Genomic DNA, 15,049 nt, shown 5'->3' on the forward strand with positions numbered 1-15,049 from the left:
ATTAAAGTTCAAATAATTTTATCCAATAAATTGTATATATAATATGATATATTATTTACATTCTATTGACTTTATATCCTATTATCAGATTCTATTATTTTAAGTATTTTTACTTTTACATTTAAATATACTCATGACAGCATTCTTGTATGTCAATAGATTTTCTTTTTCCAAGGTTATTTTATCTCTCTATAAATACTGATTTTCAACTTCAATCTTCATCTAAGGCATATAAATATCGAAACGCTGTCCCCCTGTGTACGCATATTTAATATCCAACATTATCCTCTATTCAATATATTTTAAATATTATTTTGAAAGCATAGATATACTCTTAGTGTACAAGAGAAATATTTAATTGTTCTTGTGCAAAGTGATGGTGCTGTAATTCTAATTGTTGCTTACGACTGTTAATTTTCATAAAATAAAAGTAGCTGCCGCATTAGCAGTTAAAAAACACTAATGCGACAGCCACCTTTATACATCTCTCCAAATAACTAGATTATATTCTTTCAACAGCTAAATCAAGTTTTTCTCCGTTTATATTGCATTCTGTATATTTACACTCAGCATTATATACTATATCCATTGTTAGAGTCTCTCTCTTTATTGTATCTGCAAACTTTTTAACGACATCTAATAACATATCATTGTTCGCAACATAAAGTTTTATCTTATCAGATACCTCAAAACCACTTTCTTTTCTCATGTTTTGTATCTTAGATATCATCTCTCTAACATGACCTTCTTCTCTTAATACATCTGTTATAGTTGTATCAAGAACTACACCAACTTCACCTTCTCCAGCAAAAGCAAATCCATCTAAGCCTTGCATAGTTACTAGAAGATTTTCATTGTTAAGTTCTATTTCAGTACCATCAACATTTATAGTTTCAGTACCTCCATTTTGTATCTTCTGAGCCAATTCCATTTGGTTTTTTGCAGCTATCTCTTTTCTTATGCCAGGTATCATCTTTCCATAAGCTTTTCCTAGCACAGGAAGGTTAGGCTTTATCTCAAAATTAACATGTTCTGATAAATCAGCACCAAATACTATTTGTTTTATATTTAATTCATCTTTAACTATATCGCCATAGTATTCTGGTAATGACTTAACTGAAACTAGCATTTCTGAAAGTGGCTGTCTGTTCTTTATATTAGCTCCATTTCTTGCACTTCTTCCAAGCTTAACTATAGAGTATGCAAGTTCCATTTCTTCTTCTAGTTTCTTGTCTACAGCAGCAAAATCAGCTACTGGCCACTTGCATAAATGAACACTTTCTTCAGCAGTTTCATCTAAGCTAAGTACAAGACTTTGATATATATTTTCACTCATGAAAGGTACAAATGGTGCTGATATCTTACTTAGCGTAACCAACACTTTATATAAAGTAGTGTATGCACCTATCTTATCGTCATTTAATTCAGTAGTCCAGAATCTAGCTCTATTTCTTCTTACGTACCAGTTTGAAAGTTCATCTACGAAGTCTTCAAGTGCTAAAGCAGCTTGAGTTACTCTGTAACCTTCTAAATTATCTTCTACATTTTTTACAAGTGTATTAAGCTTTGATAATATCCACTTATCCATAACATTATCAGACTTGAACTCACTATACTTTGTAGCATCAAAATTATCTAAATCAGCATATAGAACATAGAATGAATAAACATTCCAAAGAGTACTTAAGAACTTTCTTTGAGTCTCTTCTACATCATCCTTAGAGAATCTTGTTGGAAGCCAAGGAGCACTTGATGTATAGAAATGCCATCTTGTAGCATCAGCTCCTACTGTATCTAAAACATCATCTGGTGCAACTACATTACCCTTTGATTTAGACATTTTAAGTCCCTTCTTATCAAGAACATGACCTAAAACTATACAATTTTCAAATGGGTTTGAATCGAATATAGCAGTAGATATAGCAAGTAGTGTATAGAACCATCCTCTTGTTTGGTCTACAGCTTCTGATATAAATTGAGCTGGGAAGTTAGCTTCAAATAACTCCTTATTCTCAAATGGATAGTGATGTTGTGCAAAAGGCATTGAACCTGAGTCAAACCAACAGTCTATAACTTCAGCTGTTCTCTTCATTTCCTTTCCACAGCAGCTACACTTAAGTTTTACTCCATCTATATATGGCTTATGAAGTTCTATGTTATCTGGAACATCAATTCCCTTTTCCTTAAGTTCTGCAACACTTCCTATAAGCTCTCTATGACCGCATTCACATTCCCATATTGGAAGTGGTGTACCCCAATATCTATCTCTTGATATACCCCAATCTATAACATTTTCAAGGAACTTACCAAATCTTCCTGTTCTTATGTTATCTGGGTACCAGTTTATCTTATTGTTGTTTTCTAAAAGTTTATCTCTTAAAGATGTCATTCTTACAAACCAACTAGCCTTTGGATAGTAAAGCAGTGGTGTATCGCATCTCCAGCAGTGTGGATATGAGTGCGTATGTTTTTCAGCTTTGTAAAGAGAGTTTTGATCCTTAAGATAATTTAATATCTTTTCATCAGCTTTCTTAACAAATATCCCTGCAAACGGAGTAACTTCATCAACGAATTTTCCTTCTGCATCTACAAGATTAATTAATGGTAACCCATTTTTCTTTGCTACTAAATTATCATCTTCACCATAAGCAGGTGCTATATGAACTATTCCAGTACCATCTGAAAGAGTTACGAAATCACCATGTATAACAAAGAATGCTTTTTCTTCTGGTTTATGGAATGGCATTAGTTGCTCGTATTCTAAACCTAATATCTCTTCACCCTTAAATTCTCTTAACACTTCATAATCATCTGAAAGAACCTTAGCTACTAGTTCCTTAGCTAATATATAAACTTCATCATTTTGTTTAACTTCAACATAATCATAAGCTTTATTTATAGCAAGACCTACGTTAGAAGGTAATGTCCAAGGTGTTGTAGTCCAAGCCATTATATACTTGTTATCTTCACCTTTAACTTTAAACTTAACAAAAGCGGTATTGTCTTTTACATCTTTATATCCTTGAGCAACCTCATGTGATGAAAGTGAAGTTCCACATCTTGGACAGTAAGGCATAACTTTATGACCTTTATATAAAAGATCCTTATCCCACATTTGCTTTAACGCCCACCAAACTGATTCTATGTAAGAATTATGGTAAGTAACATATGGATTCTCCATATCAACCCAGTAACCTATCTTCTTAGACATGTCTTCCCACATACTTACGTAAGTGAATACCGAATCCTTACAAAGCTTAACAAATTCTTCTACTCCATGTTCCTCTATTTGTTGCTTTCCTGATATTCCAAGCTTCTTTTCTATCTCAAGTTCAACTGGAAGTCCATGAGTATCCCATCCAGCTTTTCTTATAACCTTGTATCCTCTCATAACCTTATATCTTGGTATTATATCTTTTATAACTCTTGTTATGATATGTCCAACGTGAGGTTTTCCATTTGCAGTTGGAGGTCCATCATAGAAAGTAAAATACTCTCCTTCTTGGTTTGATTCAAAGCTCTTTTTTATTATTTCTTTATCACTCCAGAGCCCAGCTACATCTCTTTCCAGTTCAACAAAACTTTTTGAAGAATCTAGTTTTTTATACATACTTTTTCCCCTTTCATAAATGGTCAAATATAATTTAGCCCACATTAATGTTAAATATTATGTTTTAGTCTGTTATGCTTACTTATCCACAGATCTCATTGAATTATAATTTCCTAAAGAATAAAAAAAACCTCATCCCATAGGACGAAGTTATATTCGTTATACCACCTTAAGGCGACGCCATATAGACTTACATATTGTAAAATCTACAGCTCATTTTCGAGTACATGTATACTCTATCCTTTAACGCAGGCTAACGAGATAAGCTTATTTGTGAGTTAACACTTTCGGCCTCCAGCTCCTAGGTGATTTTCATTAAGTATATACACGATTTTTCACCAACCAATCGCTCTCTAAAGTACTGTACTTAAATACTTGCCCTAATCATTGCTTTTCAATGTAAAAATTATATCTCAGCTTGAAGTTATTGTCAACATGGTTTAAATTGTTCAGCTTATCTACTCTTTTTGCATATGAAAACATTTACTTAAATATTATTTATTATTATTATAAGTGATATAAAATAACTCTTTACAAAATATACAATATACGTTAATATAATACTTGTAATCATAATATTTAGAGGTGTTTTAAATGTTAATGTATATTTTTAAAATGTTTATTTTTAGTATTATAGTCTTTTCTATGATATTTATTAATCCTAATGGTTTTTTTAATTTCTTTTTTTAGGTATAGCTCATATTAAATTAGATAATTTATTTGTGCCTTAATATAAATTGTATTAACATGGATATAATTAAAGATATATTAGATATAATGTACTTATTATATATCTTTAATTCTTATCAATATAGATTAATTGAATTTAAACTATATTTTGTCAACAAATAATATATGTATATATTACGACTGTTCAGGATACAAGATTTTATTTAATAATTATTACTAATTACTATTGACTTTTAATTTGTATAGTGGTTTAATATAGTTAATAAGATTTTCCATCCCCTTGAATAGTCATCCTTAAAATGTGGAGGATTAACTATGGAAAATAACTTAAATCAAGAAATTTTAGATAAGCTAACAAAAGTCTGTTTATGTAAGGCCATCCCCAGGTCTAAGATAAAAGACGCTATAAGAAAAGGAGCTCGTACACCAGATGAAGTCACTAAGGCTACTGGAGCACGCACCGGTGGTTGTGGCGGTAGACGATGCACCCCTAAAATTCAAGAATTGATAGATGGATATCTAGACGAACAATGGCATTAATTCCCCTTAATTGTTCATTCGTTATTATTTTTATCTCCCTATCGCATACAAAAGATTCACTGAAGCGAATTTCTTCAGTGAATCTTTTTGCGCATCATTATTAAGTTTAGTTTTGTTTTCTAAGCCAACCTGAAACCCCTCTTCCAGCAGCTACGATTGGTTTGTCATCTTTATAGGTTATATTAAGTTTCTCTCTAGGTCTTCCATAAACATTTTGCTGTACTATCTCAATATAATCATCATCAACCTTGCTTACTATTGCTAGATGACCATACTCACCTTTAGTGAATACAATTATATCATTTATTTTAGGTTTATCTCCTTCACCATTTTTAAACTGAATCAGCATCCTAGTATTATTGGTACCTCCATTTTCTATCTTATCATCAAAGTAATCTTTAGCATTTCCTCCACCAGGTATGCTTATGCCTAATTTATCGTAGTAGAACCTATTAATAAACTCTACACATTGCCACTTATACCCGTAAACGTAACCATTTTTATTTTTGTTTATGCCATGTTCCTGGGCTCCATCTTTACCATTATTATATATTGGTATACCTTGATAAGTATCTACTACTTTGCCAACCTCACTTCCAAACTTATACATAAGTCCGGTGACGATAGATACTATAATTCCAACTAATAATACGCCTATTATAGTTAAAGTCATTACTTTTATTATATTTGTGTTTTTTTTGTTATAATACATATAATCCTTTCCAAAGTGCCATCACTTTTACCATTGAAATTCTATTAACGGATCTTGTAAATTCCAATTGACACAATGTCTAGGATACCCTTTCTTTGTAAGGTCTCCTACTATATAAAGTTTCTTTTTTTCGCTGCTTATTGAATTTATCTCTCTTATAGTCTTTAGGATATACTCAACTCTTAAGTTGTATATCGATTCTATTTCCTTTAATACTTCTCCCCAACCTAATATTATATAATCCGATTCCTCAATTGATTTTCTTATAATATCATCGTTCTTTATTGTCACTCCATTAAATTCAAATAAGTCATCATTTCCAGTAACAAAACACTCTCCTCTAAGCTTAAGTGAGGTTTCTATACTATTTCTATCGTACTCAATTGTAGTAAATAAATTTACTATATTAACCTTTATAACTGGTCCAAATTCTTCTCTCTTATTATCAATATATTTCAAAACTCTTTGTATCAATTTATCACACTTAAAATCACTACAAGTCTTTGGTGCCCTTCCTATTACAAGTATGCTGTTTACCCCTTTTTTACTTATTGGAAATGTAAGTTTATAACATCTATCGTTATCATAGTCCTCCAATATCTCCATGGAGCTTTTACAAACAAATCTAGGATATTTACTTTTTTGCATCCTCCAAATCCCCTTTTTTATATTTTGTAAAGCTTTATTAATACATATTTATATTTATATGAATATATACCAATAAACGTTAAAATGCGTTTTAATGTTTAACTTTAAATTCCTAAGAAATAAAAGAAGCTATGCATGATTATTTTAATATCATACATAGCTTCTTCTATTCACATTTTACCTAGCATATCTTTTACTATATTTACTTGCCTTACAGATAAGCCTAGCTGTTCACCAATTCTTCTAGGATCCATACCTTGATGAATTAGTTCCTTTACTTCTTGGAGCATATCAGAATCAGTTATTACATCCTCAACAGCGTTGGAATCTCTCTGGCTCACATCCTTTAAATGCTCTTCAATTTTATCATCAAGATTCAATTCTTTCATCTTATCCCAAACCATATATAAAAAACCTCCCAAGAATGACTTTAATGTTAGTATATCTCGGAAGAAGTTTTTTATTCTTTACGTATTTATACATCTATTATATATAGAAATAATTCTAGTAACAGACTTAAGAACTACTATAAATTAAGAATAAAAAACAATTATATATCGCCTGCCAGAATTTCTTCACATACGTTCAGAAAAGGCAGATACGCAAAAAAATTCACTAAAGGAAATCGCTTTAGTGAATTTTTTGTTCTTTAGGAATTTACAACTCTTCGTCACCTTGATCTTCTGATAGTCGCTTGATTAGCACATACCCTACTGCTCCTGGTATTGCAACTGAAATAGCAGCACTTAGCAGTGTCATTGCAGTTATTCCACTTGACACTAATGTATTGATAGCATGTGCCACTCCCAATCCTATAAAAACATATATAGCTATTTTATTCCACAAAAATACACCTAAAATAGCTACTACTGTAAGTACTCCTAGAACAGTTGCAATTGCCATAGATGTATTGCTAGTAGCAAACTGCTTTGATAGTTCTGGTGATAATGTTTGATTCAATTTATTTATTGGAAATGTAAATATACTAAATATTGCCCCTATAAAATATAACACTAAAATTCCTGTTATTAGACATCCTCTTTCTTTTGAACTTTCCATGTGTTGTACTCCTTACTTAAACCATTTTTATAAACTAAATATCTTTTTTATATCCTCGTATTTTTCATGAGTTAACAAAGCATCCTTATCCGTATCTTTTAATTTCACTATATATGTCCATCTTCCATAAGGATAAATTTTTGAAATTAATGATAGATTTATTATATACGACTTATGACTTCTAAAAAATTGAGCTTTATCTAATTTTTCTTCGATTTCCGAAAGAGTTGCTGAGGTTATAAAGTTATCAGATTTCGTATAGATAACTGTACTATTTTCTTCTCTCTGCACAAGAACAATCTCTTTAGAGTCAATAAAACTAACCCCTTCCTTGCTCTTAATCATAAGTTTTTCTAAGCCTTTTTCATGCTTTATTATCTTATCAATTCCATAACTAGTAGAAGGTCCATTTAGATTCTTGATTCTGTCCAAAGTCTGATTCAGCCTTTCAATCTTAAAAGGCTTAACCAAATAATCAAAAGCATATACTTGAAAAGCATCAGACATATACTGAGAATGTGCTGTTGCAAATATGATAATAGTTTTAGGATTAATATCTGATATCTTCTTAGCAAGTTCAATTCCATTACAATCCGGCATCTCCACATCTAGAAAAACTATTTCTGGCCTCTTTTCTTCAAAAATACTAATGGCAAGTTCTCCTTCTCCGGCCTCACCTATAACTTCAAAACCTTGAACCTTCTCTACGACTTTTCTTATTACTAATCTCATTCCTTTTTCATCATCTACTATTAGCACCTTCATAATTGATCTGCACCTTTCTATAGATGAACTACTTCAATCCTTAGACTCAAAATAAAGATTTCTATTAATCTGCAAATCTTTATTTTGATAGTTTCAAATATGAAGTAATTTATCTATAGATGTACCACTTCATAATAGAACTTATATTTTCAATTTCTCCTCTCAGAACCAGAGGAGTTTTGAAAATACTTTTCGGATTGAAGTGGTACATCTTTATATAAATATTAGACTCTTCTAAATCCTCTTCTACTTCTCTTACAAACAGGTTTACTTATTATTTCAGAAAGTATTATAGCCTCTTTTAACTTAGAAGGAGTTATTTCCTCGGAAATCCCTGTTATTAGACCTTTTTCTTCCTCCATCGGTTGCATATCGACTTTATTAGATCCTAAAGGTTCACCATATGAGTCTTTTGAGATAATATTACTTTCTACATTAATTCCATAGTCTATATCTTGCGAATATCTTGAATCAGCTCTATAGTCTCCACTCATCCCGGTTGTTACCATCTGCTTATACTTCTTAAAAGAACTACCTATACCTCTAAAATCTTCACTGTCTGTTATATTGTCCATAATATCAGATATAATATCTTTTAAATCCAAATCAATCACTCCTTTATGGACTTAATAGAAATCAATAATCTTTTATTGATTTTATTGATTTTCTTTATTAGTCTTTATCTCTTTTTTCTTTTGACCTGACTCAGATATTGATGATCTCATTCTTGTATCTGCTATCAAATTCTGCATATCATAGTAATCCATTATACCTAGCTTACCTTCTCTAAGTGCTTGTGCCATTGCTCTTGGAACTTCTGATTCAGCTTCAACTACTGTAGCTCTCATTTCTTGTTCCTTTGCTACAGCCATAGCTCTTCTTTCTTCTGCTTTAGCTTGTGCTATATTCTTATCAGCTTCTGCTTGAAGAGTTTGAAGATGTGCGCCTATATTTCTTCCTACATCTACATCCGCAATATCTATTGAAAGTATTTCAAACGCAGTACCTGCATCTAGTCCTTTATTTAGAACAGTTTGAGAAATAGCATCTGGATTTTCAAGAACTAGCTTATGACTTTCTGAAGAACCTACATTAGTTACTATACCTTCACCTACTCTGGCAAGAATTGTAGCTTCACCAGCTCCACCAACAAGTCTTTCCAAATTAGTTCTAACAGTAACTCTAGCCTTAACTAATAATTCAATACCATCCTTAGCAACAGCAGAAACATTTGGTGTTTCTATTACTTTAGGGTTAACACTCATCTTAACAGCCTCTAATACATCTCTACCCGCAAGGTCTATTGCAGCAGCCTTCTCAAAGTGAAGATCAATATCAGCTCTGTGTGCAGCTATAAGTGCATCAACAACCTTATCTACATTTCCTCCAGCAAGATAGTGTGCCTCTAATTGATTTACGTTTATAGTAAGTCCTGCCTTAGTGGCCTTAATAAGAGGTAAAACTATTCTACTTGGTACAACTCTTCTAAGTCTCATACCTACTAAATTAAATACACTAACTCTTACATTTGCAGCTAGTGATGACACCCATAATCCTAGCGGAACGAAAGTAAAAAATGTTCCAACCACAAAAACAATAATTACAATACTAATAATCATTCTAATCGCAAAAACGTCTCCCATGATAATCCTCCCTAATATAAATTATTTTATTTTTCTAACAACAAGTCTTGAACCTTGAACTTTAAATATTTCAACCTTAGTATCTTTTGATATATATTCTCCATCTGCAACTACATCAAATTTAACTCCATCAAAATCAGCTGCGCCTGCAGGCCTTAAGTCTGTTATGGTCAACCCGGTTTTGTAAAGCAAATAATCTAAATCGTTAGAGCTTATATATCCCTTATTTTTATGTTGCTCTTCAGTCAATATCAGTGGCTTGAACAACTTTCCTTTTGTAAATGAGTTTAATACCACAGCTAATAGTATTCCTAGTATCGCCACTATTCCAACAATCATTATAAGTGCTTCGACAAAGGATCTAACTGTAATAAAAACTGCTATTATAAGACATATAGAACCTGCTATACCGGGAAGTCCAAATCCCGGAACAACCATTTCAATTCCTACAAGTATAAAACCTATGATTAAAAGAATAATAGTTAATGCTGAAAATGCTGAAAATAAATCCATTTACTTTCCTCCCTTCATCATCCTTTAATCATATTATACAAACTTTATCTAAGCCCTATAATAGAAAGTCTATGTAATATACATTTTTACTCCTAAAATGTCTTTTTATATTGTTCTTTTATCTAAGTACTTTTCTCTTCTACCTTAGGAATAGTAAAATAAAATACTGTTCTATCATTATTTGATTCTACCTTTATCTCTCCCTTGCAGCTATCTAATATCTCTTTTACTATAAACAGCCCCATCCCATTACCTTCACTGCCTTTGGTAGTAAATCCTTCACTAAATATAGAAGATAGCGCATCTTCTGATATCTTAGGTCCGTTGTTCATTACTGTAAATTTATAATTATTAACCGTCTCAGTAAGCTCTATAAACAGAAACCTACTACTATCCTTTAGTTGAAGGGCATATATGGAATTATCAACTAGGTTTCCTAACACCCTACATATCTCCCACGCCTTTATAGGAAGCCTCTTAAGCTCAGTCTTGACTTCTATCTCCACCACTATATCTTTTTGTTCGGCCATCTGAAGTTTCGCTTGAAGCAAGGCATTTATAGCTGGTTCTGAAGTCTTAAGTGCCTTACTGAGCTTTATTATATCTTTATATACCGGTTCCATATAGTTTTTAGCTTCTTCAAACTCTCCTAATTCCATGAGCCCGTATATTATTTGTATATGGTTTAAATAATCATGCCTTTGTTCTCTAAGAGTCCTGTTCAACTGTTCCAAGTTTCTCATAGACTCAACCAGTCCTCGTTCTCCTCTTCTGAACAGTATTGAATAAAAACTAAATACTGATACTAAACTGTTCATAGCTATTATGAGAGCTATTATGTAGATCTTAGTAGTACTATTTTCTATTATGTCACTCCTTTTATTAAATATGAGGAGAAAAATCATAAGCATAACTTGTATAACATTCATTAAAGCTGAAATTAGTAATGTTTTTCCTAAGCTAAATCTAAACTTATTTAACTTCATTATAGATATACTCAACCCTTCTACACAGAATCTTCCTAATGATATCATACCATATTTTTCATTATAATCCAATTTATAGTTTAAAGCTAAGATTATCCTTCTTTTAATAGCCTGTATTTAACCTGCAAAATATTATCTTCTAACAAACCTTAAGCTTCAAAACCTTTCTATCAATTCCAAGAAATGATTTAGGAATGTTAATTAGAATAATTATTATATATTTATATAAATTATGTAAAATAAAATATGAATAAAATATATTGTATGTGTTATAATCTTAGAGGATTATATGAAATAATATAACTATATTTCATTATATCAGTAGATTAATAATTAATTGTGACTTCGCGGTTACATAAGGAGTGGAAATATGAGTAGTAAGTTTTATTTACATAAAATAGCAAACAAGAAGCTATCAGCTGGACGCCCTTGGATATACATAGATGAGATAAATGAATACGATGGTGATTATGAAAACGGTGATATCGTTGAAGTTTACAATGATAGAAGTGAGTTTATAGGAAAAGGTTACATAAATGATAGAAGCAAAATAACTATAAGATTGATGACTAAAGATATCAATGAAGAAATAGATATTAACTTCTTCAGAAAAAGATTAAAGAATGCATGGAGTTATAGAGAAAAGGTAATAGATACTTCTAGCTGCAGATTTGTATTTGGAGAAGCGGATTTTCTTCCTGGTCTTACTATAGACAAGTTTGAAGATTATTATGTAATTCAAATATCTACTTTAGGTATGGATAAATATAGAGACATAATAGTTAAAGTTCTTACTGAGGATTTTGGCGCTAAAGGAATATTTGAAAGAAGCGATATCGGAACAAGAGAGATTGAAGGCTTAGAACAAAAGAAAGGCTTCTTGACTGAGCAATTTGATACAATGGTTGAAATTACAGAAAACGGAGTAAAATATCTTGTTGATTTAGAAAATGGCCAAAAAACAGGCTTTTTCTTAGATCAAAAAGAAAACAGAAAAGCAATTCATAGAATATGCAAAGATGCTGAAGTTCTAGATTGCTTTACTCATACTGGCTCCTTTGCGCTAAACGCGGGAGTAGCAGGTGCTAAGTCAGTTCTTGGAATAGATGTATCTCAGCATGCAGTTGATTTTGCAACAAAGAATTCTGAGCTTAATGGTCTTTCAGACACAGTTAAGTTCGAATGTCATAATGCCTTCGATATACTTCCAAAATGGGCTAAAGAAGACAGAAAGTTTGATGTTGTTATCCTTGATCCACCTGCATTTACTAAGTCAAAGAATACAGTTACAGGTGCAAAAAGAGGTTATAAAGAAATCAATCTTAGAGGTTTAAAGATGGTTAGAGAAGGCGGCTTCCTAGTTACTTGTTCATGCTCACATTATATGAGCGAAGAACTTTTAAAGAAAACCATTGAAGAAGCTGCTAGAGATGCAAAAAGACAACTAAGACAAGTGGAATTTAGAACGCAGTCTGCAGATCATCCTATATTATGGAGTTCAGATGAAAGTTACTACTTAAAGTTCTTTATATTCCAAGTAATTTAAGTATTAATGTAAAAATATAGCTTTCAGGGCTTCTCATTAGTTAAAGAGAGTCTTGAAAGCTTATTTTGTAATTTGCAAAATTTCTAAAACCATTGAAATACCTAGGTTTAACTTTCTTGAAATTTTTGTATTTTCGTATACAGTAAAAAAGAGCCTCACTAATCAATGAAAGCTCCATGATTCTCAACTTATTATATTGTAATTTCACCATTCTTATATTATGGCACTATAGAAAACAAATGCTTAAGCTCTTCTTTCCTTCCAGATAAAGAAGGCTATTATAAATATTGAGGCTTCTTTAAAGTTTCTTATATCATATCCAGTATCTTTATATATTTTATCTAATCTATATATAAGAGTATTTCTATGTATATATAACTTTTTAGCTGCTTCACTGATATTAAGTCCACAATTAGCAAATTCCTCTATAGTACTTATAATTTCAGAATCAAATTTAGAGAACTTATCTTTAAACTTTATAAAGAGTTCTTCCTTCATGTTGTCATTTATATTATAGATTACCTTCTCTAAAATGAGTTTGTCTGAATCATATACTGTTTCTTTCAAATCATATTTCTTACTAAGAGTTATATACAATGCTGCATCATTGAACGCATTTTTTATATCATCAGCTCCACCACTAAAAGAGCTGTAACTTATATAGCATTTTGTATATATGTCTGAAAGAATAGAGTCCTTCATACTATTTGCATGATCTAATTCATCTTCAAAATTTCCTAAAATAACTATATAATCTTTATAAATCATACTTATTATGTTTTCATCATCATAGGATTCTTTTATTACATTAAGAGCATCATATCTATTTTTACTTAAAGATATAAGGAACAATGTACATCTATTGGATAGAAAGGGCAATGCATTATATAAAGCTTCTGAAGAAACACCCTTTCCTTCCAACATATTAATAACAAGTTGTTCTCTCATAGAGAATATTTCTCTATATTTAGTTTCAATTGAATATTTTAGTAGGGGAATGCACATTTCAAAGCTTTTGCTGATTGCAAGCTTAGCTTTTTGTGCTCCAAGCCAAAGCTCTTTTTCTAATAGCAGCGCTCCATCAATTGATATTATTGAATTAAATAATATCGTATTATCATCTAATGAAAGTTTAAACTCCACACCACTATTTTCACTCAATCTAGCAAGATAGTCTTTGAAATTGTACATATTTTAGTCCTCCTATAAAATTGTTAATTCTGTTTCCTTATCAAATACGTGTATCTTATCAACTTCTATTGCAAATTTACCTTTATCTCCAGATTCAAGTTTAGTGCTGCCATTTACTCTTATTGTCATGTTGTTTCCGTCCTTTGATACGTAAATGTAACTTTCAGCACCCATTAATTCTGTAACTTCTACTTTAGCTTCGATAATTGAATTTTGATTTCTAGCTATAAAATCTGGATCATCATCAATATGTTCTGGTCTTATACCCATTATAACATCTTTTCCCACATAATTGTTCTTTTTTAACACTGATGATTGTTGGTCATTAAGAACTATTCTCTCTGTTCCTACAGTAAGAGCTACTTTTCCTTGCTCTTCTGAAACTTTAGCATCTAAAAAGTTCATTTGTGGAGATCCAATGAATCCTGCAACAAATATGTTTGCTGGGTGATCATAAACTTCTTGTGGGCTTGCAACTTGTTGAACTAGTCCATCTCTCATAACAACTATTCTAGTACCCATAGTCATAGCTTCTGTTTGATCATGAGTAACATATATAAATGTAGTTTGAAGTCTCTTGTGTAATTTAGATATTTCAGTTCTCATCTGAACTCTTAACTTAGCATCCAAGTTTGAAAGAGGTTCATCCATTAAGAATACCTTAGGTTCTCTAACTATAGCTCTACCTAATGCAACTCTTTGTCTTTGTCCACCTGAAAGTGCTTTTGGTTTTCTATCTAATAAGTGCTCTATGTCAAGGCTCTTAGCAGCTTCTCTTACTTTCTTATCTATTTCAGCTTTGTCTACTTTTCTTAATTTTAGTCCGAAGGCCATATTATCATAAACAGTCATATGTGGATATAATGCATAGCTTTGGAAAACCATTGCTATATCTCTGTCTTTTGGTGCAACATCATTAACGATTTTATCTCCGATCCAAAGTTCTCCGTCTGATATTTCCTCAAGACCTGCTATCATTCTTAAAGTGGTTGATTTACCGCAACCTGATGGTCCTACAAATACTATAAATTCCTTATCTTCAATCTCAAGATTAAAATCCTTTACTGCAGTAACATCCCCTTGATATACTTTGTATATATGTTTCAATGATAAATTTGCCATTTGTACTCCTCCTTGTATTTTATA

Annotated in this window: 14 protein-coding genes and 1 other annotated feature; of the genes, 2 read left to right on the plus strand and 12 right to left on the minus strand. The window is 31.4% G+C overall.

Going from position 1 to position 15,049, the window contains the following annotated elements; genetic code table 11:
- Nucleotides 1-502: 502 nt before the first annotated feature.
- On the minus strand, nucleotides 503-3,610 hold the full coding sequence (gene ileS, locus bsdtw1_RS20605) for an isoleucine--tRNA ligase (protein ID WP_183279366.1): 3,108 nt from the start codon (nucleotides 3,608-3,610) through the stop codon (nucleotides 503-505).
- Between the two features lie 137 nt (nucleotides 3,611-3,747).
- Nucleotides 3,748-4,007 (minus strand) — a binding site (T-box leader).
- Nucleotides 4,008-4,615: 608 nt separating this feature from the next.
- On the opposite strand from ileS, the gene bsdtw1_RS20610 reads away from it, so the two are divergent.
- A complete protein-coding gene (locus tag bsdtw1_RS20610) occupies nucleotides 4,616-4,840 on the plus strand; it encodes a (2Fe-2S)-binding protein (RefSeq protein WP_183279367.1) in 225 nt (74 codons plus the stop codon).
- Between the two features lie 106 nt (nucleotides 4,841-4,946).
- Here bsdtw1_RS20610 and bsdtw1_RS20615 read toward each other — a convergent pair whose 3' ends face one another.
- The 9 genes from bsdtw1_RS20615 to bsdtw1_RS20655 form a co-directional block, all read right to left on the minus strand.
- Nucleotides 4,947-5,552, minus strand: coding sequence for a CHAP domain-containing protein (locus bsdtw1_RS20615; protein WP_183279368.1), 606 nt, complete (start codon nucleotides 5,550-5,552; stop codon nucleotides 4,947-4,949).
- A 27-nt stretch (nucleotides 5,553-5,579) separates the two neighbouring features.
- Complete coding sequence (locus bsdtw1_RS20620; protein WP_183279369.1) at nucleotides 5,580-6,200, minus strand: DUF1643 domain-containing protein; 621 nt, start codon at nucleotides 6,198-6,200, stop codon at nucleotides 5,580-5,582.
- Nucleotides 6,201-6,370: 170 nt separating this feature from the next.
- Nucleotides 6,371-6,604: a hypothetical protein gene (locus tag bsdtw1_RS20625; RefSeq protein WP_183279370.1), complete on the minus strand. Its 234-nt coding sequence runs from the start codon at nucleotides 6,602-6,604 to the stop codon at nucleotides 6,371-6,373.
- Nucleotides 6,605-6,857: 253 nt separating this feature from the next.
- Nucleotides 6,858-7,259 (minus strand): hypothetical protein, encoded by a 402-nt coding sequence (locus tag bsdtw1_RS20630; RefSeq protein WP_183279371.1) that lies wholly within the window; start codon nucleotides 7,257-7,259, stop codon nucleotides 6,858-6,860.
- A gap of 27 nt (nucleotides 7,260-7,286) precedes the next feature.
- Nucleotides 7,287-8,024: a LytR/AlgR family response regulator transcription factor gene (locus bsdtw1_RS20635; RefSeq protein WP_183279372.1), complete on the minus strand. Its 738-nt coding sequence runs from the start codon at nucleotides 8,022-8,024 to the stop codon at nucleotides 7,287-7,289.
- A gap of 224 nt (nucleotides 8,025-8,248) precedes the next feature.
- Complete coding sequence (locus bsdtw1_RS20640; RefSeq protein ID WP_183279373.1) at nucleotides 8,249-8,629, minus strand: hypothetical protein; 381 nt, start codon at nucleotides 8,627-8,629, stop codon at nucleotides 8,249-8,251.
- Between the two features lie 51 nt (nucleotides 8,630-8,680).
- Nucleotides 8,681-9,643: a flotillin-like protein FloA gene (floA, locus tag bsdtw1_RS20645; RefSeq protein WP_183279864.1), complete on the minus strand. Its 963-nt coding sequence runs from the start codon at nucleotides 9,641-9,643 to the stop codon at nucleotides 8,681-8,683.
- A gap of 45 nt (nucleotides 9,644-9,688) precedes the next feature.
- Nucleotides 9,689-10,180, minus strand: a complete 492-nt coding sequence (locus bsdtw1_RS20650; protein WP_183279374.1) for an NfeD family protein — start codon at nucleotides 10,178-10,180, stop codon at nucleotides 9,689-9,691.
- Nucleotides 10,181-10,302: 122 nt separating this feature from the next.
- Nucleotides 10,303-11,214 carry a sensor histidine kinase gene (locus bsdtw1_RS20655; RefSeq protein WP_244638199.1) on the minus strand — a complete coding sequence of 304 codons (912 nt, stop codon included), beginning with the start codon at nucleotides 11,212-11,214 and terminating at the stop codon, nucleotides 10,303-10,305.
- Between the two features lie 322 nt (nucleotides 11,215-11,536).
- On the opposite strand from bsdtw1_RS20655, the gene bsdtw1_RS20660 reads away from it, so the two are divergent.
- Nucleotides 11,537-12,712 (plus strand): class I SAM-dependent rRNA methyltransferase, encoded by a 1,176-nt coding sequence (locus bsdtw1_RS20660; RefSeq protein WP_183279375.1) that lies wholly within the window; start codon nucleotides 11,537-11,539, stop codon nucleotides 12,710-12,712.
- Between the two features lie 243 nt (nucleotides 12,713-12,955).
- Here bsdtw1_RS20660 and bsdtw1_RS20665 read toward each other — a convergent pair whose 3' ends face one another.
- Complete coding sequence (locus bsdtw1_RS20665) at nucleotides 12,956-13,903, minus strand: PucR family transcriptional regulator (protein WP_183279376.1); 948 nt, start codon at nucleotides 13,901-13,903, stop codon at nucleotides 12,956-12,958.
- Between the two features lie 12 nt (nucleotides 13,904-13,915).
- Nucleotides 13,916-15,025, minus strand: coding sequence for an ABC transporter ATP-binding protein (locus bsdtw1_RS20670; RefSeq protein WP_183279377.1), 1,110 nt, complete (start codon nucleotides 15,023-15,025; stop codon nucleotides 13,916-13,918).
- Nucleotides 15,026-15,049: the final 24 nt, after the last annotated feature.

The organism is Clostridium fungisolvens, from assembly GCF_014193895.1.
Lineage (GTDB): Bacteria > Bacillota > Clostridia > Clostridiales > Clostridiaceae > Clostridium_AR > Clostridium_AR fungisolvens.

Bases quoted from the DNA above. Each gene is read 5' to 3' on its own strand.
- bsdtw1_RS20670 (WP_183279377.1), bottom strand. From the start codon at position 15,025: ATGGCAAATTTATCATTGAAACATATATACAAAGTATATCAAGGGGAT.
- bsdtw1_RS20625 (WP_183279370.1), bottom strand. From the start codon at position 6,604: ATGGTTTGGGATAAGATGAAAGAATTGAATCTTGATGATAAAATTGAA.
- bsdtw1_RS20630 (WP_183279371.1), bottom strand. From the start codon at position 7,259: ATGGAAAGTTCAAAAGAAAGAGGATGTCTAATAACAGGAATTTTAGTG.
- bsdtw1_RS20665 (WP_183279376.1), bottom strand. From the start codon at position 13,903: ATGTACAATTTCAAAGACTATCTTGCTAGATTGAGTGAAAATAGTGGT.
- bsdtw1_RS20635 (WP_183279372.1), bottom strand. From the start codon at position 8,024: ATGAAGGTGCTAATAGTAGATGATGAAAAAGGAATGAGATTAGTAATA.
- bsdtw1_RS20660 (WP_183279375.1), top strand. From the start codon at position 11,537: ATGAGTAGTAAGTTTTATTTACATAAAATAGCAAACAAGAAGCTATCA.
- bsdtw1_RS20650 (WP_183279374.1), bottom strand. From the start codon at position 10,180: ATGGATTTATTTTCAGCATTTTCAGCATTAACTATTATTCTTTTAATC.
- bsdtw1_RS20620 (WP_183279369.1), bottom strand. From the start codon at position 6,200: ATGCAAAAAAGTAAATATCCTAGATTTGTTTGTAAAAGCTCCATGGAG.
- bsdtw1_RS20610 (WP_183279367.1), top strand. From the start codon at position 4,616: ATGGAAAATAACTTAAATCAAGAAATTTTAGATAAGCTAACAAAAGTC.
- bsdtw1_RS20615 (WP_183279368.1), bottom strand. From the start codon at position 5,552: ATGTATTATAACAAAAAAAACACAAATATAATAAAAGTAATGACTTTA.
- bsdtw1_RS20655 (WP_244638199.1), bottom strand. From the start codon at position 11,214: ATGATATCATTAGGAAGATTCTGTGTAGAAGGGTTGAGTATATCTATA.
- ileS (WP_183279366.1), bottom strand. From the start codon at position 3,610: ATGTATAAAAAACTAGATTCTTCAAAAAGTTTTGTTGAACTGGAAAGA.
- floA (WP_183279864.1), bottom strand. From the start codon at position 9,643: ATGATTATTAGTATTGTAATTATTGTTTTTGTGGTTGGAACATTTTTT.